The 21,668-nt window shown below is 69.7% G+C and carries 25 protein-coding genes; 13 read left to right on the forward strand and 12 right to left on the reverse strand.

From position 1 onward, the window contains the following. Positions 1–53 precede the first annotated feature (53 nt). On the forward strand, positions 54–779 hold the full coding sequence (locus BKA15_RS04160) for a hypothetical protein (RefSeq protein WP_179748354.1): 726 nt from the start codon (positions 54–56) through the stop codon (positions 777–779). A 30-nt stretch (positions 780–809) separates the two neighbouring features. After that, on the forward strand, positions 810–1,691 hold the full coding sequence (locus BKA15_RS04165) for a DUF2797 domain-containing protein (RefSeq protein ID WP_312878814.1): 882 nt from the start codon (positions 810–812) through the stop codon (positions 1,689–1,691). Here the strand turns inward: BKA15_RS04165 and BKA15_RS04170 are convergent, their stop codons facing one another. Beyond that, positions 1,692–2,501 carry an alpha/beta fold hydrolase gene (locus tag BKA15_RS04170; RefSeq protein WP_218871061.1) on the reverse strand — a complete coding sequence of 270 codons (810 nt, stop codon included), beginning with the start codon at positions 2,499–2,501 and terminating at the stop codon, positions 1,692–1,694. Positions 2,502–2,882: 381 nt separating this feature from the next. Between BKA15_RS04170 and BKA15_RS04175 the strand changes: the two genes are divergently transcribed. After that, complete coding sequence (locus BKA15_RS04175; protein ID WP_312879667.1) at positions 2,883–4,082, forward strand: IS30 family transposase; 1,200 nt, start codon at positions 2,883–2,885, stop codon at positions 4,080–4,082. A 273-nt stretch (positions 4,083–4,355) separates the two neighbouring features. Here the strand turns inward: BKA15_RS04175 and BKA15_RS04180 are convergent, their stop codons facing one another. Then, positions 4,356–4,838 carry an NUDIX domain-containing protein gene (locus tag BKA15_RS04180; RefSeq protein ID WP_218871062.1) on the reverse strand — a complete coding sequence of 161 codons (483 nt, stop codon included), beginning with the start codon at positions 4,836–4,838 and terminating at the stop codon, positions 4,356–4,358. Between the two features lie 2 nt (positions 4,839–4,840). Further along, complete coding sequence (locus BKA15_RS04185; protein WP_179748358.1) at positions 4,841–5,926, reverse strand: branched-chain amino acid aminotransferase; 1,086 nt, start codon at positions 5,924–5,926, stop codon at positions 4,841–4,843. Between the two features lie 84 nt (positions 5,927–6,010). Here BKA15_RS04185 and BKA15_RS04190 point away from each other — a divergent pair, with 84 nt between their 5' ends. Further along, entirely contained in the window at positions 6,011–7,069 is a 1,059-nt protein-coding gene (locus BKA15_RS04190; protein ID WP_179748360.1) for a 3-isopropylmalate dehydrogenase, read from the forward strand. Between the two features lie 107 nt (positions 7,070–7,176). On the opposite strand, the gene BKA15_RS04195 is transcribed toward BKA15_RS04190, so the two are convergent. Beyond that, a complete protein-coding gene (locus BKA15_RS04195; RefSeq protein WP_179748362.1) occupies positions 7,177–7,350 on the reverse strand; it encodes a hypothetical protein in 174 nt (57 codons plus the stop codon). Positions 7,351–7,486: 136 nt separating this feature from the next. Here BKA15_RS04195 and BKA15_RS04200 point away from each other — a divergent pair, with 136 nt between their 5' ends. Beyond that, on the forward strand, positions 7,487–8,050 hold the full coding sequence (locus tag BKA15_RS04200; RefSeq protein ID WP_179748364.1) for an O-methyltransferase: 564 nt from the start codon (positions 7,487–7,489) through the stop codon (positions 8,048–8,050). An 83-nt stretch (positions 8,051–8,133) separates the two neighbouring features. Next, on the forward strand, positions 8,134–8,673 hold the full coding sequence (locus tag BKA15_RS04205) for a hypothetical protein (protein ID WP_179748365.1): 540 nt from the start codon (positions 8,134–8,136) through the stop codon (positions 8,671–8,673). Positions 8,674–9,063: 390 nt separating this feature from the next. On the opposite strand, the gene BKA15_RS04210 is transcribed toward BKA15_RS04205, so the two are convergent. Continuing rightward, a complete protein-coding gene (locus tag BKA15_RS04210; protein ID WP_312878815.1) occupies positions 9,064–9,945 on the reverse strand; it encodes an RNA polymerase sigma-70 factor in 882 nt (293 codons plus the stop codon). A gap of 37 nt (positions 9,946–9,982) precedes the next feature. Here BKA15_RS04210 and BKA15_RS04215 point away from each other — a divergent pair, with 37 nt between their 5' ends. Continuing rightward, positions 9,983–11,848, forward strand: a complete 1,866-nt coding sequence (locus BKA15_RS04215) for a PrsW family glutamic-type intramembrane protease (protein WP_179748367.1) — start codon at positions 9,983–9,985, stop codon at positions 11,846–11,848. 13 nt (positions 11,849–11,861) lie between these two features. After that, positions 11,862–12,317, forward strand: coding sequence for a hypothetical protein (locus BKA15_RS04220; protein WP_179748369.1), 456 nt, complete (start codon positions 11,862–11,864; stop codon positions 12,315–12,317). Here BKA15_RS04220 and BKA15_RS04225 read toward each other — a convergent pair. The 3 genes from BKA15_RS04225 to BKA15_RS04235 all read right to left on the reverse strand — a co-directional run bounded on the left by BKA15_RS04225 (position 12,314) and on the right by BKA15_RS04235 (position 14,132). Further along, entirely contained in the window at positions 12,314–12,709 is a 396-nt protein-coding gene (locus BKA15_RS04225; RefSeq protein WP_179748371.1) for a DoxX family protein, read from the reverse strand. The genes BKA15_RS04220 and BKA15_RS04225 overlap by 4 nt on opposite strands. A 49-nt stretch (positions 12,710–12,758) precedes the next feature. Further along, positions 12,759–13,313, reverse strand: a complete 555-nt coding sequence (locus BKA15_RS04230) for a GNAT family N-acetyltransferase (RefSeq protein WP_179748373.1) — start codon at positions 13,311–13,313, stop codon at positions 12,759–12,761. Between the two features lie 66 nt (positions 13,314–13,379). Next, positions 13,380–14,132 carry a DUF4097 family beta strand repeat-containing protein gene (locus BKA15_RS04235; RefSeq protein ID WP_179748374.1) on the reverse strand — a complete coding sequence of 251 codons (753 nt, stop codon included), beginning with the start codon at positions 14,130–14,132 and terminating at the stop codon, positions 13,380–13,382. A 207-nt stretch (positions 14,133–14,339) separates the two neighbouring features. Here BKA15_RS04235 and BKA15_RS04240 point away from each other — a divergent pair, with 207 nt between their 5' ends. Next, the gene (locus BKA15_RS04240) at positions 14,340–15,374 is read left to right on the forward strand and encodes a phosphotransferase enzyme family protein (RefSeq protein WP_179748376.1); all 1,035 of its coding nucleotides are present in this window, start codon (positions 14,340–14,342) and stop codon (positions 15,372–15,374) included. Between the two features lie 25 nt (positions 15,375–15,399). Continuing rightward, entirely contained in the window at positions 15,400–15,732 is a 333-nt protein-coding gene (locus tag BKA15_RS04245; RefSeq protein ID WP_179748378.1) for a DUF1801 domain-containing protein, read from the forward strand. 135 nt (positions 15,733–15,867) lie between these two features. Here BKA15_RS04245 and BKA15_RS04250 read toward each other — a convergent pair whose 3' ends face one another. Beyond that, positions 15,868–16,479 carry a TetR/AcrR family transcriptional regulator gene (locus BKA15_RS04250; protein WP_179748380.1) on the reverse strand — a complete coding sequence of 204 codons (612 nt, stop codon included), beginning with the start codon at positions 16,477–16,479 and terminating at the stop codon, positions 15,868–15,870. A gap of 121 nt (positions 16,480–16,600) precedes the next feature. Here BKA15_RS04250 and BKA15_RS04255 point away from each other — a divergent pair, with 121 nt between their 5' ends. Next, positions 16,601–17,041 (forward strand): nuclear transport factor 2 family protein, encoded by a 441-nt coding sequence (locus BKA15_RS04255; protein ID WP_179748382.1) that lies wholly within the window; start codon positions 16,601–16,603, stop codon positions 17,039–17,041. After that, positions 17,038–17,475, forward strand: coding sequence for an LIC_13387 family protein (locus tag BKA15_RS04260; protein ID WP_179748384.1), 438 nt, complete (start codon positions 17,038–17,040; stop codon positions 17,473–17,475). The genes BKA15_RS04255 and BKA15_RS04260 overlap by 4 nt, the downstream gene beginning before the upstream one ends. Positions 17,476–17,543: 68 nt before the next feature. Here the strand turns inward: BKA15_RS04260 and ilvC are convergent, their stop codons facing one another. Genes ilvC through BKA15_RS04275 form a run of 3 tightly spaced genes read right to left on the reverse strand, consistent with a single transcriptional unit; the run spans position 17,544 to position 20,905 of the window. Next, positions 17,544–18,563, reverse strand: coding sequence for a ketol-acid reductoisomerase (gene ilvC / locus BKA15_RS04265; protein WP_179758231.1), 1,020 nt, complete (start codon positions 18,561–18,563; stop codon positions 17,544–17,546). Between the two features lie 57 nt (positions 18,564–18,620). Further along, positions 18,621–19,154, reverse strand: coding sequence for an acetolactate synthase small subunit (ilvN, locus tag BKA15_RS04270; protein WP_179748386.1), 534 nt, complete (start codon positions 19,152–19,154; stop codon positions 18,621–18,623). Beyond that, positions 19,151–20,905: an acetolactate synthase large subunit gene (locus BKA15_RS04275; protein ID WP_179758232.1), complete on the reverse strand. Its 1,755-nt coding sequence runs from the start codon at positions 20,903–20,905 to the stop codon at positions 19,151–19,153. Before BKA15_RS04275 ends, ilvN begins: the two co-directional genes overlap by 4 nt. Before the next feature lie 215 nt (positions 20,906–21,120). Here BKA15_RS04275 and BKA15_RS04280 point away from each other — a divergent pair, with 215 nt between their 5' ends. Beyond that, positions 21,121–21,627 carry a HEAT repeat domain-containing protein gene (locus tag BKA15_RS04280; RefSeq protein ID WP_179748388.1) on the forward strand — a complete coding sequence of 169 codons (507 nt, stop codon included), beginning with the start codon at positions 21,121–21,123 and terminating at the stop codon, positions 21,625–21,627. Positions 21,628–21,668 lie beyond the last annotated feature (41 nt).

Here is a 21,668-nt window from a genome sequence, read left to right on the forward strand (position 1 = left end):
ACCAACCTGAAGGTCAAGCGCGGCGTGCCGACAGTGCCCGTTAGGGTCACCGGATGGCGAACCGCAGCCGCGTCCGCAACTGGATCGCGAAGAACTACACGGTGCCGGCCATGATCGTCACCGCGTTCGGCGTCCTGTCCAGCGCGGCCGGGTTCGTCGTGGCCGTCGGCGACCCGGAGGGCGAGAACCCGCTCAGTTGGTTCATGTTCCTCGGCCCAGCGATCGCCGGCGCGTTCCCGACGGTCGAGTTGGCCTGGCAGCGCGAACACGATCTCTCGCTGCCGACCGTGGTGCGCCGCTGGTTCCTGTACCCGGTGTTCGGCGCGGCCGGTGCCGTCATCGCGATGGGCCTGGCCGAGCTCTCGGTACGGAGCTCCGGCGCCCTGGCTGCGGCCCAGGCGGCGGACAAGTGGCACTACTGGTTCCCGGCCGACGGGCCGGCGGTGCCGTCGGTCCTGTTCGGCCTGCTCGGCTACGTCGCCGGCCTGCTGTTGGCGCTGACGTTCTACGTCGTGGTGCTGTGTCCGCTGCAGATTCTGCTGCGTCCGCGCCAGGCCATCGCAGAGAATCGGCTGGACCGCTCGCCCGAGCATTTCCGCCGCAACCGGGCGGCCCTGGCCCTGATGCCGTTCCTGGTCCTGGGCGCAGTCGTGATCGGCATCGCGATGACGCAAGGCATCCTCTGGCTCGCGGTCGTCGCGATCCTGCTGGAGATCGCGATGACCGTCGCTGCCGTACGGCTGCAGCGGGTGGACCCCGCACGACGCCGGACCTCGTGACGTGTCGGTGGCGTACTGAAGAATGACCGGGTGGCGACGGATCGGCGGGTTCTGGGTACGGGCTGGAGCGCGGCCGGGGCGCAGCTGAACTGGTCCGACGAGACGTCCAGTCCGTTGCCGCTCGGGGCCGACCTCGCGCTGACCGTCGGGGCCGATCGGCGCTGTGTCGGGTTCTGGCGCCGCGACCGGCACATCCCGTGCCCGACCCGCAGCGAGCTTCCTGCTTCGGCCCGAGGTCCGGTCTGCCCGGAGTGCCAGACCCTGGACCGTTGGGACTCCGTCGCCGCCGACACCCGGCTGGACGATCCGCGCGAGTTCTCCGTCTATCTGGCCCATCATGGGACCAAGATCAAGATCGGGATCACCGCGACCGAGCGAGGCCGTGCCAGGTTGCTGGAGCAGGGCGCGCTGGCGTCCATGATCATCTCCGCCGGCCCGCTGCTCTCCGCACGGCGGGTCGAGCATCTGGTCAGCACCGCGCTCGGCTATCCGGACCGGATCAGCTCGGTGATCAAGTACGAGGCCCGTACCCGACCGGGAACTGCGGCCGACCGGGCCCGCGAACTGCTGGCGGCCGCCGACCGGGCCGCCGCCCTGGACTGGCCTGGCGGCCAGGTTCGGACCGCCGATCCCGAGATTGTTGATCACTGCTCGGCGTACGGGCTGCCGGACTCCGGCCTGCAGCCGCGGGCGGCTCTACTCCCGCTCGTGCCCGGCGCGGTGCTCGCGGGCCGATTGGACTGCGCGATCGGCGCCGACCTCTATCTCGGCACCGACCGCGGCCTGACCATGATCGACTCCCGGCTGCTGGCCGGCTGGCCGCTGGACCCGGCCCCGGCCGGCGCCGCCTTCACGGCCCCGGTCCGGGCGGTCGAGCCGCCGCCGGAGGACACCCAGGAAGCCCTGTTCTGATCAGCCGAGCAGGAAGGTGCGGATCTGCTCGGCCACTGGCTGCGGCGCCATCCAGAACGCCGAATGATCATGGCCGTCCAGGGTCAGCACGGTGACGTTCGGCAGCACCCCGGCCAGGGCTTCGGCACCGGCCTTGATGAAGGGTTCGCCCTCGCTGCCGACGGCCACCGCGACCGGCGCGTCGATCGTCCAGCGGTCCCTGGGCAGCGGGGTGCCGTCCTGCAGGCCGCGGAGGATCCGGCCGTCGTAGGCGTACGTGTGCGCGAGCGCGGCCATCGCGTCCCAGGACGGGTCCTGCTTCATCAGGCCGAGGTACTCGGCCGGGACGCCGATCATCTCGGTCATGAAGTATTCGACCGCCTCGCTGCGCTTCCCTGCCGCCACCAGGGCCTCCTGGTGCTCGACGTAGTCGGCCGGCGCCGGCGTCTTCGCGTCGTCGACGATGAACGGCGGCTCGTACAGGCAGACCCCGGTGACCCTGTCGCCCAGCGCGCTGGCCGCGTCGAGCGTCAACCCGCTGCCGCCGGACCCGCTGGCCAGTGCCGCGGAGCCGCCGGCGACCTCGATCAGCGCGGCCAGGTCGTCGATCTCCCGAGCCGGGTCGTACGGCTGCGGATCGCCGCTGGCCCCGCGCCCGCGGCGGTCGTAGCTGATCACCGTGAAGTCAGCGGCCAGTGCCTCGACCAACCCGGCGACCCCGGTGTGGTCCTCGGCGACGTTGCTGACGACGATCAGCGCGGGACCCGAGCCCGTCTGCAGGTAGGCGATCGTGGTGCCGTCGGCGGAGGTGACGGTGGACAGTTCGGACATGGCGTTCTCCTCGGTCTCGGTTGCCGCGGTAGCTCCGCGAACACTGCTACCTCGGAGCTCCCCGACCCTCTTTGACATCCCGTTGACGTGACCCGCCTCACACCCCGGGGTGAAACTGCGCTGAAGCCCGTCGACGTGCCGAGCCGGAGTTCGAGCCCTGAGCCTGTCGAAGGGCCAAGCCGGATCGGGCCTTGCCCTTCGACAAGCTCAGCCCGGATCCGCCAACCCCGTTCGCGCCCTCGATTTTGCGCGGGTGAGATGTCGCGATTTCTCTTGGCATCGCCCGCAACCGCTCGGCGGGCTCATACGGTCGTCGCAACAACGATCTTGGAGGTTGTTGTGGCGGTCGATGCTGGTTTGCGGGCGCGGGTGTTGGAGTTGGTGGCGGCGGGCGAGTCGTGCTCGGAGGCGGCGCGCCGGGTCGGTGTTAACCGGCGGAGCGCGATGCGGTGGGCCAATCTGGCGGGCATGGAATTGCAGCCGGGTCGGATCGGTGGGATCCCAGGGGTCAGTGCGTTTCGGCGGTCGCCGCGGTCGCGGCAGCCGCGGGTGCTGCCCGAGGGTGACTATCTGGCTGAGAACGGCCGGTTGACGCTGGCCGGGCGGGTGGTGATCGCGATCCGGCTCCGGGAACGCCGGCGGCATGCTGCGATCGCCCGAGAGCTGGGGGTGCACCGGTCGACGGTGAAGCGTGAGGTCGAGGCCGGCAGCGTGGACGGTCGTTACCGGTGCAAGATCGCTCAGCGGCGGGCCGACGAGCGGCGGCGGCGGCCGAAGTCGGACCGGGTCAAGCTCAGGCCCGGGACCGAGCTGTGGGACGAGGTGATCGCCCGGTTGAACGCCAAGCAGTCACCCGAGCAGATCGCCGGCAGGCTGGCCCGAGACTTCGCCGGGCGTGACGCTATGCAGGTGAGCCACGAAACGATCTACCAGGCCCTCTACGTCCAGGGCGCCGGAGCGTTGCGGCACGAGCTGGCCGTGGAGAAGGCGTTGCGGTCGGGCCGGACCAGCCGCCGTCCCCGGTCCAAGCTCGGGCCGCGGTCCAACCGGTCCTGGATCGGCGAGGCCAAGATCACGGCCCGACCAGCCGAGGCCGCTGACCGGGCCGTGCCCGGCCACTGGGAAGGCGATCTGATCATCGGCGGTGACCAGCGCTCGGCCCTGATCACCCTGTTCGAACGCAACACCCGGTTCTGCCTGATCAGCCGCATCACCGTCCACGACGCCGCCACCGTGACCGACCGGCTCACCGAGATGGCCGCCCGGCTCCCCGCAGCGTTGTGGCGATCGTTGACCTGGGACCAGGGCGTGGAAATGGCCGAACATGCCCGGTTCACCATCGCCACCGGCTGCCCCGTGTTCTTCTGCGATCCCCACTCGCCCTGGCAACGCCCGACCAACGAGAACGGCAACGGACTGATCCGAGAATTCTTCCCCAAAGGCACCGACTTCACCAAGATCACCGACCAGCAAGTCGCCGAAGTCGAGCGCCTGCTCAACACACGCCCCCGCAAAGTCTTGAACTACCAGACCCCCGCTGAGAAGCTTGAACAACTACTCACTGTTGCGACAGCAGCTTGAATCCGCCCTCGGTGCAACGTTGAACTCTCTGATGCGAAGAGAAATCGCGACACTCCGGCCCGGCCCGCCCGTGCGCGCACCACTACCGTTCACCGCGCCCGTTGCGTCACGATCGGAGCCCCTGGATCACCGAGCGGACTGCTTGACCGGGAAACGTCGCCGGGATCGAGGTCACATCGTCCGCTCGGCTGCACGCCCGCACCTGGCCGCAACAAGCCGCGACTTCGGCCCAGCGCTTCGGTTGGGGTTCGGTGGATTCGGGCTCAGGAACGTCTAGGTGAGGTCGGCGTGGGCCTGTTCGATCAACTCGCGGTGGATCCGGCGCAGGTCGGGTGGGAGTTCGTCGAGCTCGAAGAAGCGGGCCTCGAGGATCTCGTCCTCCTCCAGCCGGAGCGGGCCGTCGCTGACCAGCCGGCCGGAGAGGTAGACCTCGACCCGGAGCCGGAAGCCGGACCGGTCGAAGCGGTGCCGGACGTCGGTCAGTTCCAGTCCGGTCTCCTCCCGGACCTCGCGCTGCAGCGTCTGCTCGAAGGTCTCGCCGCGCTCGACGTACCCGGACGGCGGGCCCCACGGACAGCCGGCCCAGAACCGGTGCCGCAACAGCAGCACCCGGCCGCGCGAGTCGAACACGGCACCGGTGACGCCGATCATGAAGGTCGCGTGCCGGAGCCAGAGCAGCCGCCACTGCGCCTTCCCGCGGAGTGATCGCCAGACCCGTTCGGCGGCCCGAACCGCGAGCCGGTGCGGTGTGATCAAGATCAGGAGACCCGGCGCAGCCAGTTGTGGGTGTCCTCGGCGCGACCGTACTGGATGTCCAGCAGGGCCGACCGGATCGCGGCGGTCACCTCGCCGGCCTCGCCGATGCCGACCCGGTGGCTGCCGTCGGCGTCCTTCAGCTCGGCGATCGGCGTGATCACGGCGGCGGTGCCGCAGGCGAACACCTCCTTGATCGCCCCGGAGCCGACGCCCTCGAGCACCTCGGCCAAGCTGATCTTGCGCTCCACCGGCGTCAGCCCGTGGTCCTTGGCCAAGATCAGGATCGACTCCCGGGTGACTCCCTCGAGGATGGTGCCGGACAGCTCCGGCGTCAGAAGTTGATCATCGGCGGTGACCAGGTAGACGTTCATCCCGCCGAGCTCCTCGAGCCAGGTGTGCTCGGCGGCGTCGGCGAAGACGACCTGCTCGCAGCCGTTCTCGGCGGCCTCGGCCTGGGCGATCAGGCTGGCCGCATAGTTGCCGCCGCACTTGGCCGCGCCAGTGCCGCCAGGAGCGGCCCGGGTGTAGCTGGTCGAGACCCAGATCTTCACCGGCTTCACGCCGGAACTGAAGTACGCGCCGGCCGGGCTGGCGATGCAGCTGTACGTCACCCTCGCCGCCGGCCGGACCCCGAGGAACACCTCGGACGCGAACATGAACGGCCGCAGGTAGAGGCTCTGCTCCTCCAGCGTCGGCACCCAGGCCCGGTCGGCCGCGACCAGCGCCTCGATGCTGGCCAGGAAGTCCTCCTCCGGCAGCGGCGGCAGCGCCAGCCGGACCGCGGACCGGTGGAACCGCGCGGCATTGCGCTCGGGCCGGAACAGCCAGACCGAGCCGTCGGCGTGGTGATAGGCCTTCAGCCCCTCGAAGATCTCCTGCGCGTAGTGCAGCACCGCCGAAGCGGGATCGAGACTGAACGGGCCGTACGGGACGATGCCGGCTTCGTGCCAGCCCTGGTCGGCGGTCCAGGTGGCGACCGCCATGTGATCGGTGAAGTTGCTGCCGAAGCCCGGGTTGGCCAGGATCGCGGCGCGCTCGGCGTCGCTGCGCGGCTGCGGGTTCGCGGTCAGGGGAAAGTTCAAAGTCATCGGTGGCACTCCTTCGTCGATCTGAGGTTACTGCTCTGCGAGATACCCGGCCGACCGCCGCAGCCGACTCGCTACGATGCGCCGGTGAATCAGACCACTACGAGGACGATCGCCGTCATCGGCGGCGATTTCATCGGGCCGGAGGTCACTGCGGAGGCCGTCAAGGTGCTCCAGGCCGTCACGGCGCCGGGCAGCTTCGCGCTGCAGCCGTACGATCTCGGCGCGACCGCCTGGCAGCGGACCGGCGAGGTGCTGCCGGACTCGGTGCTCGCCGAACTCGCCGAGACCGACGCCATCCTGCTCGGCGCGGTCGGCGCCGCCCCGAACTCGAAGGACATTCCGAGCGGACTGCTGGAGCGCGGGCTCCTGCTCCGGCTGCGGTTCGAGTTCGACCACTACGTCAATCTGCGGCCGTCCCGGCTCTACCCCGGCGTGCCGACTCCGCTCGCGCCGTCGGTCACCGAGGGCAAGGAGATCGACTTCGTCGTCGTCCGCGAGGGCACCGAGGGGCTCTACTGCGGCAACGGCGGCGTGGTCCGCGCCGGCACCCCGCACGAGATCGCGACAGAGGTCAGCGTCAACACCGCGTACGGCGTCGAGCGCGTGGTCCGGGACGCCTTCGAGCGGGCCACCCGGCGCCGCAACAAGGTCACCCTGGTGCACAAGCACAACGTGCTGGTCAACGCCGGCGGCCTCTGGCGCCGGGTGTTCGAGGCGGTCGCGGCCGAGTATCCGCAGGTCACCACCGACTACCTGCACGTGGACGCTGCGACGATCTTCCTGGCCACCGATCCGGCCCGGTTCGACGTGATCGTGACCGACAACCTGTTCGGCGACATCATCACCGACCTGGCCGCGGCGGTGACCGGCGGCATGGGCCTCGGCGCCAGCGGCAACATCAACCCGACCGGCGCGTACCCCTCGATGTTCGAGCCGGTGCACGGTTCCGCGCCGGACATCGCCGGGAAGGGTCTGGCCGACCCGACCGCCGCGATCCTGTCGGTCGCCCTGCTGCTCGATCACCTCGGGCTGGCCGAGGAGGCCGCGCGCGTGGAGAAGGCCGCGATCTCCGACCTCGCCGCCCGGACCGGCCAGCAGCGCTCGACGACCGAGATCGGCGACGCGATCGCCGCCGCGGTCTGAGCCGAGCCCGTACCACGGCAACTGAGCCTGTCGGAATCCCTGGGAAACAAGGGTTTTCGGCAGGCTCAGCACAGACGTCCGGTACGAATTCAGGGCACCGACACCGATCAGGCGGCGGGCTCGACCGACTGCGGGCCGGACCGCTGCTGACGCCGGATCACCGGCGGCGTGACGGAATGGGCCTTGCGCGGCCGACGGCGCGGCGGTGCGTCCGGATCGTCGAGGACCCGGCGACCAGAGCGCGCCGCGGCGGACCAGTCCTCGGGATACATCTCGTACATGATCAACAACCTCACTCGTGCCTCGCAGTTTTCAGAAATACTAGGACACCAAAGTAATTCGCACCCACGATGCGATACCTGATTCTCAGTATTCGGACCGGCTTGGCGGCGCCGGGGAAGGTGCCACACTGAGCCCATGAGCGCTCCCCCGGAAATGCCCGAGTTGGTGACTCGGGCCCTCCGCATGTCCCTGGAGCGTGGTTACGTCCAGACTTCCCGCAGCGAGACCGGCCGGCTGCTGGCGACCCTCGCGGCGACCCGGACCGGCACCATCGCCGAGTGCGGCACCGGCTGCGGCGTCGGCGCCGCCTGGCTGCGCAGCGGTGCGCCCAAGGCGACCCGGGTGATCACGGCCGAACTCGATCCGGAACTCGCCCACGGCGTGATGGAGATGTTCGAGCACGACGACATCGACGTCCTGCACGCCGACTGGACCACGCTGGCCGACCACGCGCCGTTCACGTTGATCTTCATCGATGCCGGCACCGCCCGGACCACGGAACGGGAACAGATCGTCGATCTGCTCGGCGACGGCGGCATGATCGTCCTCGACGACTTCGTCCCGACCGCTTCCTGGCCGCCGATCGTGGCGGGGAGGATCGACAGCCTGCGCCAGGCCTGGTTGTCCGACGAGCGGTTCGCCTGCGTCGACGTGATGGTCGCCGAGGACACCTCGGTCCTGATCGCGGTGCGCCGCTGACGCCGTACGCAACCTGAGCGGCGACGCCTTTCCGTAACCTACGCGGAATTGGAACTGCCCGTTCGTTGGGGCATGCTGTTCGCGTGGCGGAACGCGAACGGCTGCCGAAGCTCGTGCGGGTGCTCGGCGGGCTCCTGTTGATGGTGGCGTTCGTCTGCATCTGCCTCTTCGTGATCACCCGTTACGCCGGCTACTGGGGCGTGCCGATGTTCTCGTTCCAGACCGAGAACGGCTCCCAGTGCACGAACACCTTCAACGGCCACACCTGTGACAAGGTCACGCTCGCCGACGTCGAGTTGTACGGAGAGGTCGACGTCCCCGACGACACGGTGGTGATCAAGGGGACCTACACGGTGACCCACGACTACGCCCTCGACGTCACCCTCGAAGTGCCCAAGGCGTCCGCGGACGCGGCGTTGAAGGCCCTGAACACCTCATTCGGCGCCTGCGGTGATCATCACACCGCCCTTGATCCCGAAGGGCTCGCCAACCTCTGCTCGATGTCCAACGAGAACGTCTTCGGCTCCAAGGACGAACGCAACCAGTCCCGTACCTTCAACGTCGGCACCGGCGTCCGCAAGGACGGCACCCGAGTGATCGCGCTCAGCGTCAAGTCCCGCTGATCACCGGGATGCCTGCCGGTCGGCGAAGCGGGTCGCACCGATAGCCGGGTCATCGCCCGGCAGCAGGGCCCGCTCCTCCAGCAGGGCACCGACGACCGGACACCTGAACGGTCTGGTGCTCCCCGCTCTGACGCAACCGTCCGACCTCAGTTGATTTCCGCCGCGACTGCCCGGCAGGAATTCACTCCCGTCCGCTACGCGCCTCCACGCGCCGGCCGCCCCACGGACCGCGTTTCAGCGGCGGCGGTAGCGGTCTTCTCGACAGGTCCCGTGACTTCCCCACACTTCTTGGCGCTTTACGCGGGTTACTTCTCGTGGGAAGCGACAGTTTTTCACGTTACGTGAAAAACTTGTGGCCAGAGTGACGATCGGTGCCGGTGGTCGGGGCGGTCAACCGGCGAGGTCGGGGACGGCCTGAAGTTGGGACAGCTTGTCCGGATTGAGGTGCCAGAGCACCCGGTCGATGCCGTCCGGGCCGGCCGAGACCGTGATCAGTGCGTACGGGACGCCGTCGTGGGACAGCATCGCGGCAGCGGCGCCGTTGACCTGGCGGGGCGTGACCACGGCTCCCTCCCAGAACCGCGGCGAGAAGGCCCGGATGACGCGGGCGATCTTGTCCCCGCCGAGGATCGGCAGCTTGGCCGCCCGGACCCGGCCGCCGCCGTCGGAGTAGGAGACGGCCTGTTCGGCCAGCAGGTCCTCCAGGGCGGCCAGGTCGCCACCCCGGGCCGCGGTCAGGAACGCGTCCAGCAGCCGCTGCTGCTCGGTGGCGTCGACCCGGCTGCGCAGGTTGCCGGCCAGGTGCTTGCGGGCCCGGCTGACCAGTTGCCGGGCGCCGGCCGCGGACTGTTGCACCATGGCGCCGATCTGCTCGTACGGATAGTCGAACGCCTCCCGCAGCACGTACGCCGCCCGCTCGGTCGGCGTCAGCCGCTCCAGCAACAGCAGCACCGCGGTCTCGAGCGCCTCGGCCCGTTCGGCACCGAGCGCGGGATCGGAACTCGTGTCCACCGGGTCGGGCAGCCACTGCCCCGGGTAGGTCTCCCGCCGCTTCCGGGCCGACTCGGCGACGTTGAGCGCGAGCCGGGTCGTCGTCGTGGCCAGGAACGCGTCGACGTTCTCCACCCGCTCGTGCGGATAGTCCTGCCAGCGGATCCAGACCTCCTGCAGCACGTCCTCCGCCTCCGCGACGCTACCCAGGATCCGGTAGGCGATCCCGAACAGCCGGGGCCGCAGCCGGTGGTAATGGCTTTGAGCAGGCGGGGTGATCACGTCGGCGAGAATACGCCGGACTCGTTAGTCTCGGGCCATGGTCCTGCTGATGATCATCGCCGCCGGCTACGGCGTGATCCAGCTGGCGTTGCTCGGCTCGGCGACCCGGAGCGTGCGGGTGTCCACCCTGCTGCTGGCCGCCATGGCCGGGGCGTACGCGTGCGGCGCGGTCGCCCTGATCGGCGAGCTCGGCTGGACCCACCTGGTCGCGATGATCACCGGCGATCGGCTGCACGAGGTGATCAGGACCGCCTCGCACACGGTCGACCCGTTCACCGAGGAACTGGTCAAGGTGGTGCCGTTGATCGTGATCGCGCTGCTGGCCCGCCGGCTGCACAAGCAATGGGGCGTGACCGACTACCTGCTGCTCGGTGCGGCGATCGGCACCGGATTCGCTTGGATGGAAGCGATGTTGCGGTTCGCCGGCGCCGCGAGCCGGGCCATCGGTGACAGTAGCGGCGGGTTCCTGCTGCCCAGTCTGGCGCCGCCGCAGATCACCGGCCTAGGGCCGACCCTGCTGACCTGGCTGCCGCCGCCGGTCCGGACCGCGGACATCCTCGGACTGGCCGGCGCGGCGGTGAACCTGCACCTGGTCTGGACCGCCTTGGCGGGGCTCGGCCTCGGGCTGCTGGTCCGGATGCGGGGCTGGTGGCGGCTGCTCGGCCTTGCTCCGCTGCTGTACGCCAGCGTCGATCACGCGGTGAACAACTACGCGATCGTCAGCCACCACGAGGGTTTCGTCGAGTGGCTGCTGTCGGTCGCCGAGGCGCTGCGGAACCTGCTGCCGTTCCTGGTCCTGGTCGGTCTGGTGCTGGCCGTCGGGATCGACCTGTTCCTGCTGCGGTCGGCCCGGCGCGAGACCGAACACCTGGTCACGCGCGCCGAACGGTCCAGCAAGGCCGGTGCCTTCGTCCTCTTCCGATACGCGACGTTCGGGCCGCCCTGGTCGGCGCTGGTGGCCCTTCGCTTCGCGCTGGCGCGGCGCTCGGTCCGCTATGCCCGCGCCGCGACTCCCGACCAGGCGCCGCCGCTCGAGGCGACCGTGCGCGAGATCGCGGTCATGATCGACAGCAGCTTCGACCGGGCGGCCTGGCAGGGTGATCGGCTCAGGGAACTGCGGCCGTCGGTCGACCCGGTGAAGTTGATCACGAACTGGCGGGTCGTGCTCTGGCTGATTCTCGGCGTGCCGTTGTTCCTGTACTTCGTCGTCGGCGCGGTGCCGGCGACCGGTGGCTTGCAGAATCTGATGGAGTCGCGGGCCGTCTTCCTTGGCGTGGTCGCCCTCACCGTGATCGCGATCTTGTACGGTGCCTGGCAGCTGGTCCGGTTGATCATGGAACTGCGTCAACGTGATCATGGTGGCTGGGGCGAGGCCGTGCTGCGGGCCGGGCTGCGGATCTCGATCGGCGCCGCCGCGCTGCTGGGTGGCACCGGCGCGGTGATCCGCGCGCTGACCGGCACCGAGGGCAGCGGTCGCGCCCTGGACACGTACCACATCCTGGAGGCACTCGGGCAGGCGTTGCTCGCGGTCGGGATCCTGATGGCACTGGCCGGGCTGTTCGTGATGTTCCCGCCGGGCGGCGCGCTGGTCCTCGCCGGCGGCGGGGTGCTGGCCGAAGGTGTCGCGATCGCAGGCATTCTCAAGATCGCGGCCGTGCTCGGGCTGAGCGGCATCGCGCTGATGGCCGCTGCCCAGAACGGGGGCCATGGCGGTGGTGGCGGCGGCACGCCGGGCAACAACCAGGCCCAGAACAAGCAGTTCAAGGACGCCGTCCGGGCAGCGAACCGGGACCGCGACAAGCCGCTGACCCGGGATCAGATCCGGCGGGTGCACGAGGAGATCTCGGGCGAGAATCTCGGCTACCACGAGATCATCGAGACCATCAAGGCGATGTTCCCCTGAGGAGGACGACACGATGAACCAACCGGCGACGCCGGAGGACGCGGCCGCGGACCTGATCGGCCGGTCCGTGTGGGGCGCCCGGAAGGGCCACGGCAGCTTCCTCGACCTGCAGTTCGGGCCGGCCCGGGAGGCCGACCCGAAGCGCGGTGCGTTCCATCTGTGGATCCAGCAGTGCGCCTGGCGGATCGAGCACGGCGCCGAACTGGGGGCCGGCTCCGAGGACTCCGACGAGCGGATCGCGGCCGCGCTGGCCCGGCTGAACGGCCGCGAGCTGACGGCGATCACGCTGCAGCGGCCGTCGTTGTCGACGACGTTCGCGTTCGGCGACTCCCGGTTGATCACGTTCGAGACCTCGACCGACCCGGCGGATGATCATGCCGAGCAGTGGCTGCTGTTCCGGCCGGACGACCTGGTGCTCAGCGTCGGGCCGGGATCGGCCTGGCAGCTGTCCCCCGCCGACCAACCCTAGGCGGCTGGTGTCGCGGGGGCGCGCGGGGTGACCTTGGCCGGGCCGGCCAGCCGGGCCCAGGCGACGAACGCGGAGAGCAGCCCGGCCAGTCCGGTCGTCGCGGCAACGCTGGGCTGACCGAGGCCGATGTTGATCGCCGTCGCGCCGATCATGGTCCCGACCAGTCCGATCGCCGCGATCGGGGTCAGGATCGGCAGCACCCGCGTGGCGGCCGGGACGATCAGGCCGATCGCGCCGGCGATCTCGGCGAAGCCCGCGATCTTGAGCAAGATCACCGGCACGCCGAGCGACAGCGCCTCCAGGGACTCCCAGGACACGAACGCCTTGCTGCTGCCGACGAACAGGAAGTACAGGGCCAGCAGCCCCGAGATCACCCACACAGCGATTCTCATCCTCGGTCCTCTCCTGGATCCCCGGGTGAGGCCGAGCGTAGCCCGCCGGTCAGCCGATCGTCACGGGTTCGGGCCAGGCGAATCTGAGGCAGGCGGGACTGCCGTTGAGTCGGCCCTCGATCCCGCCCGGCGGCGGGACCAGGCCGCGCTCCACCTGGATGCCGCCGACCGCGGCGTAGAACCCTTGTGCCGCAGTGTTCTGTTCCAGCACCCACAGGTGCAGCGCCGGCCGGTCGGCCCGTTCGGTGACCGCCGCCGCGGCCGCGGTGATCAAGGTCCGCCCGATGCCGGACCGCTTCCGGGCGAACCGTACATGCAGGTTGTCCACCAGGCTGCCCCAGCGTTCGTCATGATCGAGCATCACGTGGACGAACCCGGCCAGTCCCTCGTCGTCCTCGGCGAGGATCGTCGCGGTGCCGTCCGGCTCGGCGAGCCGGGCGGCCCAGAGTTGGTGCCGGTCGGTGATCACGTCGCCGTCGAGGAAGCTGTCGGCGTAGGCCCCGCGGTAGTGCCGGCGCCAACTGTCCGCGTGGAGCTCGGCGATCCGGCCGGCGTCGGCGAGGCCGGCCGGCCGGAGGCTGAGTTGCGTCGAGTCAGTGGCCATGGAGTTGATCATCGCAGGCCGGCTCGGCGGGCGCCGGGCGTACCAGGTGCCGAGACCCGTGCCGGCTCAGCGACGGTGGATGCTGATGTCGCCGTCGCGCGCGCTGGCGTCGATGGTCCGCTGGGCCGCGGGATCGTGTGGCAGCGTGCTCTCCGCGTCACCGTCGTCGACCTTCGTGGTGATCTTGTACGGGCCGTCCGGGGCCGCCACGTCGATCTGCCCGTCGTCGGTCGTCGCCACCACGCTCTCCGGGGCGGCCAGGAAGTCGAGCCGTACGTCGCCGTCACCGGACCGGGCGCTCACCCGCGGGGTGGCCAGGCCGGTGGCGCGGATCGTCCCGTCGTCGGTGACCAGGCTGAGCGGGCCGCGGGCGTCGTCCAGCTCGATGTCGCCGTCGCGGGTCTCGATCGCCAGGTCGCTGACGAACCCGTTGCCGCGCACGGTGCCGTCCTGAGCCCGTACCCGAAGCTTGGTGCGGGCCGGCACCTCCAGCCGGTAGCGGACGTCGCACCGGGCGAACATGCCCTCGCAGTGTGACGTCAACTGGAGCGTCCGGCCGCCCTCGAGCTGCCAGTCCGCGCCGGTGTTGCCGAGCCACTTGTTGGTCTTGAACCACCGGGTCACCGAGACCCGGCCGTCCTGACCCGTGACCGGGACGAGTTCGAGATCGCCCTCATCGGCGACCACGGTGAGCTCCGGACCGGTGAAGTCGAACGACTTCTGTTCCGGGTTCTGGTTGCGCCAGGCGGACCAGCCGGCGCTGACCCCGACGACCACGAGCAGTACGACAACGACGATGGCGACCCGTTTCGGCTTCATACCCAAGAACCTAGGCATGATCAAGACCCACCGGAATCCGGGCAGCCTCCGAGTCCGACCTCGGGTTTTCCCCACCATCGACCGGGTCGAACGGTCGGCTGGCCACCGCTGGCCGGCTCGGTGGTGCGGGCGTCGGCGGGCATGCATGTCGTCAGGCGGGGCGGAAATGGGGAGGCAGGCCGACGGCCGGTGATCGACAATGGCCGGATGACGGCGGTGTTTCTCGAGGAGCGGGTGGCGGCGGACGACGGGGTGGTGGCCGAGATCGCCGGGCACTTCGACCTCAGGCGGCCGGACCGCTGGACGGATCTCGGCGGCAGTTGGACGACGAACCTCAAGCTGGACTTCCGGGACCGGAGTCCACTGGTCGTCCGGATCCACGGCGCCTACACGGACCCCGATCGGCTGGCCGCCGTGCAGGCGGCGCGGATCGCCGTGGCCGACGCCGGTCTCCCCGCAGTCAGGCCGCTCCGGACGCCTTCGGGCCACTCGTTCGTCCGGCTCGGCAACGGGCGCCTGGTGGAGCTGGAGCCGTTCGTCGACTGGAACGAGCGGATGAACACCGCGCCCCGGCTCGAGGCCGGGTTCGGGGTGCTCTCCCGGCTGCACGACGCGCTCCGGACCGCCTCGATCCCGGCGGGCGGCGAGACGGCGACCGCGGCCAACCACATCCACTCCGAGCACGCGCTCGAGGCGTCCCGGCGCGGCGCGGACCGGATCCGGGGCTGGCGGGACCCCGTGCTGACCGGTCTCGCCGACCGTGCGGTACGCCATCTCGAGGCGGTCGCCGAAGCCGAGGAACCGCTGCTGGACCGGCAGCTGACCCAGCTCGTGCACGGCGACTTCTGGGACAACAACGTCGTCTTCCGCGACGGCGAACTCGCGGCCGTCCTCGACTTCGACTTCATGGCGGCACGGCCGCGGATCGACGACCTGGCGCTGACGATCTACTTCTTCCTGCTCGAACCAGGCCGGGCGCTCCCGACCGCCGAGGACCGGGGTCAGGTCCGCCGCTTCCTGGACGCGTACGATGCGGCGACCCCGACGAAGCTGACCGCCGAGGAGCGGGCCATGCTGCCGCTCGCGATCGCCCGGCAACCGGCCTGGTCCCTCGGCCGGTGGGCGCTCGTCCTGGACGATCACGACGCCCGGCAACACGTCAACCACGTCGTCGGCGAACTGCCCGTCGCCCAGGCCGTCCTGGCCGAGCTCCCCGCCTGGCAGGACGCCTTGCTCGGCTGAGGTCGCGAACAGAAAGGGAGCTGCCATGGTGGAACCGGCGAGCATGATCAACAACGACGGGCCGGCGGAGGACGCTGCGTTCGAGCAGCTCATCGCCGGCAACTCGCCCGACGTGCAGGAGCTGGCCCGGGCCGTCCGATCGCTGGTGTACGACGTCCTCCCCCGGACGGTCGAGGTCGTCTGGCCCAAGCAGGGGTCGGTGGGCTGGGGAACCGGACCGAAGAAGTTCTCCGAGCAGTTCGCCTATCTGATGCCCGTCAAGGCCCACGTGACGCTCGGCTTCTACCGCGGCGGCGAACTGAGCGACCCGCAGGGGTTGCTCCCGCGGAGGGCGGCCGCCAGGTCGGCGGGAAGCTGACCATGCGCAGTCTCAAGATCAGGTCGCTCGACGACGTCGCTCGCCCCTCGCTCCGGGAGCTCATCGAGGAGTCGACGCGGATCGGCATCCCGCCACCGCTCCATGATCAACAGCAGTAGCTAGTGTCGTGCGTCCCTAGCTCTGCGGCAGGCCGAGCAGGCCGCGGACGGCGCGCTCGGTCAGGTCGGCGTCGTGCGGCGCGCCGGTCACACCCGAGGTGACGCCCTCCAGCACTCCGATGTACGCCCGCGCGACGATCCGGGGCGGCGGGCCGGGTGGCAGGCTCCCCCGCCGGCGGCCCAGGGTGATCAACTTCGCCAGGTCAGCGACCAGCGGGCCGATCACCCCCGACAGCGCGGCGCCGACCGGATGGTCCCGGCCGGCGAACTCGACCCGCAGGCTCATCAGCACGGCCGCGACCTGCTTCCGGCAGTACCGGGCGTGGGCCCGGGCGGTCCAGACCAGTCGCTCGGCCGGATCGTCGATCTCCTCGGCGGGATCTCCGACCTCGGCCCGCCAGGTCTCTTCCACCCAGCCGATCACGGCGAGCGCAAGCTCGTCCTTGTTGGCGAACAGGTGATAGAGCGCGCCCCTGGTGTAGCCCGCGTCCCGCGCGATGTCCTCCAGCCGCACGTTCCCGTACCCGTAGGTGGAGAAGCCGCGGGCGGCCGACTCGAGCAGCCTGCTGCGCGTCTGTTCGATCCGTTCCGCCTGGGTCCGGCGGCGCCCGGACGTGACCTGGCTCATACTCCCCCTCGTCTCCCTTTCCTGGTACGCCGATCATCCCACATCAAAAACATACATGGATGCATGCATGTGACGAAGCTCGCGTTGCCACGGTCATCCGCGAAGGCGTAGCTTCATGATCATGAACGGAGTCCAATCCGCAGTCGCCCAACTCACCGTGTCCGCAACGGACCGCTTCTACGAAAGCCTGGCGCATCCCGACAACCTCGGCGCGCTCCTCGACTCCCTGCATCCCGACTTCGTCCTCACCCTGAGCCCGGGGTTGCCCGTGCCGGGAGCCCGGGTGCACCGCGGCCGCGGTGCGGCGGTGGCGAACGTCTGGGGACAGCTGCCGCCCGGCCTGGGCCTGCGCTGTGAACCGGAACGGACCTTCCCCGCCGGCGATCACGAGGTGGTCGTGCTGGGTCACTACCGCGGCGACGGCTGGGAGGCACCGTTCGCCCACGTCCTGACGGTCAAGGGCGGCACCGTCGCCTCGCTGCGCCAGATCACCGACACCCGCTGCTGGCCGGACCTGGCCGCGGCACCGACCGAAGCGGCGTCGAAGGAAGGAAGGTCATGATGAACGCAACGGCGATCAAGGTCGGGGCAGGCGCCTGGATGTTCACCGGCGTCGTGCACGACATCCTCGAGTTCGTCCTGCGCGGTGATCCGGCGATGGACGCCGCCCTCCGAGCCTCCACGATCCAGGTCGGGCCGGTCTCGCTCAACGCCGAGTCGTTGACGCGCGGGGTGAGCCTGGCGATGGGCCTGGCCATGTTCGTGGTCGGGCTGCTGCTGTGGATGATCACCCGCGCAGTGCCGGCCGAGCGGCTCCGGCCGTTCGGCATCGTCGCCCTGGTCGCCTCGCTGGCCGCGCTCGGTCTGGCGATCATCCTGATCCCCGGACCGCCGGTGATCACGTTCGCGGTTGCGTCGATCGCCTTCGTGATCGCCCTGGCCACAAGATCACGGAACCGTTCCGGCACTCAGCCGTTGCCGGCGGCGGCGCGCTGACCGTACACCCGAAAGAAGAGCGCCGGCCGGAAGGGCTAACCCCTCCGACCGGCGCCGTGCTGTCATGATCAGCGAGCTGCGGTGCCCTCGACGTAGTCGTCGTCGTGGCTCTTCACCCACGCCATCAGGTCGCGCAGCTTGTGCCCGACCTCCTCGATCGGGTGCTGCTCGCCCTTGGCCCGCAGTTCCTTGAACTCGGGGCCGCCGGCATCCTGATCATCGATGAACCGCTTGGCGAAGGCGCCGTTCTGGACGTCGGTCAGGACGGCCTTCATGTTCTCCTTCACCCGGGCGTCGATGACCCGCGGGCCGGACACGTAGTCGCCGTACTCGGCGGTGTCCGAGACGCTCCAGCGCTGCTTGGCGATGCCGCCCTCATACATCAGGTCGACGATCAGCTTCAGCTCGTGCAGGCACTCGAAGTACGCGACCTCGGGCTGGTAGCCGGCCTCGATCAGGGTTTCGTAGCCGGCCTGGATCAGCGCGCTGGCCCCGCCGCAGAGCACGGCCTGCTCCCCGAACAGGTCGGTCTCGGTCTCCTCGGTGAAGGTGGTCTTGATGCCGCCGGCCCGCAAGCCGCCGATGCCCTTCGCGTACGAGAGCGCGAGGTCCCACGCCTTGCCCGTCGCGTCCTGCTCGACCGCGACCAGCACCGGGACTCCCCGGCCCTCGGCGTACTCGCGGCGGACCAGGTGACCCGGGCCCTTCGGCGCGACCATGGCCACGTCGATGCCCTCCGGCGGCTTGATGTAGCCGTACCGGATGTTGAAGCCGTGGCTGAAGAACAGCGCGTCGCCCGGCACCAGGTTCGGCTCGATCGCCTCGGCGTACACCTTGCGCTGCGCCGGATCCGGCGTCAGCACCATGATCAGATCGGCCTCCTCGCAGGCCTCGTACGGGGTGAGCACCCGAAGCCCCTGCGCCTCCGCCTTGGCCCGGCTCTTGCTGCCTTCCTGCAGCCCGACCCGTACGTCGACGCCGGAGTCGCGCAGCGACAGCGCGTGCGCATGCCCCTGGCTGCCGAACCCGAGGACCGCGACGTTGCGTCCCTGGATCACCGACAGGTCGGCGTTGTCGTCGTAAAACATCTCTGCTGCCACGTTCTTCAATCTCCTTGGGTGATCGGGTTTACGGCCCGGGAAACGCTAAGACACTACTCGAATCGGTTTCGGACGCTCGGACCGGATCGTCCGGTCGGTGATCGACCGACTGCCCCGGCCGACGGCGACCAGGCCGGACTGGACCAGCTCCCGGATCCCGTACGGCTCCAGCAGTTTCAGCAGCGCGTCCAGCTTCTCCGGGCTGCCGGTCGCCTCGATCGTCATCGCGTCCGCGGTGATGTCGACCACCTTGGCGCCGAACAACCCGACGATCTCGATCATCTGGCCGCGGGTGTCGGCATGGGCCTTCACCTTGACCAAGATCAACTCGCGGCGTACGGCGTCGTCCAGCTCGACGATCTTGAGCACCTCGACCAGCTTGTTGAGCTGCTTCGTCAGTTGCTCGAGGACCATGTCGTCGACGGTGACGACGACCGTGATCCGGGACATCTCGGGGAACTCGGTGGGCCCGACGGCGAGCGAGTCGATGTTGAACCCGCGCCGCGAGATGAGGCTGGAGATCCGGGCCAGGACGCCCGGCTTGTTCTCGACCAGAACGCTCAGGGTGTGCGTGGTCACAGTTCCTCACCTTCCCAGTTCGGGGCCATGTCGCGGGCCACCTTGATCTCGTCGTTGCTGGTGCCGGCGGCGACCATCGGCCACACCATGGCGTCCTTGTGCACGACGAACTCCACCACCACCGGCGCGTCGTTGATCGACATCGCCTTGTCGATCACCGCGTCCACGTCGCCCGGCTGCTCCGCCCGGAGACCGACACAGCCCATCGCCTCGGCCAGCTTCTGGAAGTCCGGCACCCGGTTGGTCTTCAGGTCGGTGTTGGAGTAGCGCGAGTTGTAGAACAGCGTCTGCCACTGCCGCACCATGCCCAGGCTCTGGTTGTTGATCACCGCGATCTTGACCGGAATCCCTTCCACGGCACAGGTGACGAGTTCCTGGTTGGTCATCTGGAAGCAGCCGTCGCCGTCGATCCCCCAGACCACCGCGTCGGGCCGGCCGGCCTTGGCGCCCATCGCCGCCGGCACGCAGTAGCCCATCGTGCCGAGGCCGCCGGAGTTCAGCCAGTGACCCGGCTTCTCGAACGGCAGGTAGTGCGCCGCCCACATCTGGTGCTGGCCGACGCCCGCCACGTAGTACGCGTCCGGACCGGCGATCTGGCCGATCCGCTTGATCACGGCCTGCGGCGACAGCGAGCCGTCCTCCGGCTCGTCGTACCCGGTCGGGTAGCGGTCCTTGACCCCGACCAGCCAGGACACCCAGTCGTCGATCCGGATCGGGCTGCCGCTCGCGGCCAGCAGCGCGGTCAGCTCGGCGATCACCTCCTTGCAGTCGCCCACGATCGGCACGTCGGCGACCCGGTTCTTGGAGATCTCCGCCGGATCGATGTCGGCGTGGATGATCTTGGCGCCGGGCGCGAACGAGGACAGTTCGCCGGTCACCCGGTCGTCGAACCGGGCCCCCAGCGAGATCAGCAGATCGCTGCGCTGCAAGGCCCCCACGGCCGCCACGGTCCCGTGCATGCCCGGCATACCCATGTTGAGCCGGTGGCTGTCCGGGAACACCCCGCGGGCCATCAGCGTGGTCACCACCGGGATTCCGGTCAGCTCGACCAGCGCGGCCAACTCCTTCGACGCGCCCGCCTTGAAGGCGCCGCCGCCGACGTAGAGCACCGGGCGGCGCGCCTCGGTGATCAACTTCACGGCTTCCTTGACCTGCTTGCCGTGCGGCTTGGTCACCGGACGGTAGCCGGGCAGGTTGATCTCGGTCGGCCACTCGAAGCCGGACTTGCTCTGCAGCGCGTCCTTGGTGATGTCGACCAGCACCGGGCCGGGCCGGCCGGTGGTCGCCAGGTGGAACGCCGACGCGATCGCGCCCGGGATGTCGGAGGGCTTCCGGACCAGGAAGTTGTGCTTGGTGATCGGCATCGTGATGCCGGTGATGTCGGCCTCCTGGAAGGCGTCCGTGCCGATCGCCGGCCCGGCGACCTGCCCGGTGATCGCCACCATCGGCACCGAGTCCATGTGCGCGTCGGCGATCGGCGTGACCAGGTTGGTCGCGCCCGGGCCGGAGGTGGCCATGCAGACGCCAGCCTTGCCGGTCACCATCGCGTAGCCCTCGGCGGCGTGCCCCGCGCCCTGCTCGTGCCGGACCAGGATGTGGCGGACGAACTTGGAGTCGTAGAGCGGGTCGTATGCCGGAAGGATCGCCCCGCCGGGAATGCCGAATACGGTCTCGGCGCCGACCCGCTCCAGCGACCGCACCAGCGACTGTGCTCCGGTCAGCTGAGCTCCCTCAGCCTCGTTCTCAGCCATCATGACTCCTCGTCTCGTCCATGATCATCGCGCCGATTCTCTACGTACTCAACAAAAAACCCCCGCCGCCGAATGGCAGACGAGGGAGCGTGTCGGTGAGCTTGGCGGCTCAGTCGACACGCTTTGGAAGTACGACAATGCTCGGACGCATAGCCACACCCTACTCCCGGGTCACCGGGTGTCAATCGTGTCTTGGCATCCGGAAGGACGCTCGGATGCCCTACTTTCTTGGCGTTTGCGGCGGGTACGACGCGGCGGGACCGGCCCGGTTGCGTAAAGTCGGCGGGGTGTCGTGCATCAGCTTCCTGTCGCCGGAACAGCGGGCCACCCTGGGCCAGGTCACCTGCGAGCTGAGTCCGGAGGAGGTACGGGCCGCGCACCCGATGCCTCCGGTCACCGACGGCACCCTGGCCCGGATCCGGCTGCTCGCCCGCAACCCCGATCCGCTGATCCGGGCGGCGGCCGCGAGCAAGCGGCAGGCTCCCGCGGAGACCCTCGACGCGCTGAGCCGGGACGCCGATCTGACCGTCCGCAGCAGCGTCGCCCGGAATGAGTCGGCCTCCGCCGAGGTGCTGCGCCGGCTGGCCGGCGACCCCTCGGCCCAGGTCCGCGGCTGGGTCGCGGCCAACCGTGCCTGCCCGCGCGAGCTGCTCGAGAAGCTCGCCGGCGATCCCGACGAGACCGTACGGAAGGTCGTCGACTGGGCCTTCGCCTGGGCCTGACCCGCCCGTTCCCTGAGCCTGTGGAACGGCGAGCCAGACCG

The sequence above is a fragment of the Microlunatus parietis genome, assembly GCF_013407955.1.
Lineage (GTDB): Bacteria > Actinomycetota > Actinomycetes > Propionibacteriales > Propionibacteriaceae > Microlunatus > Microlunatus parietis.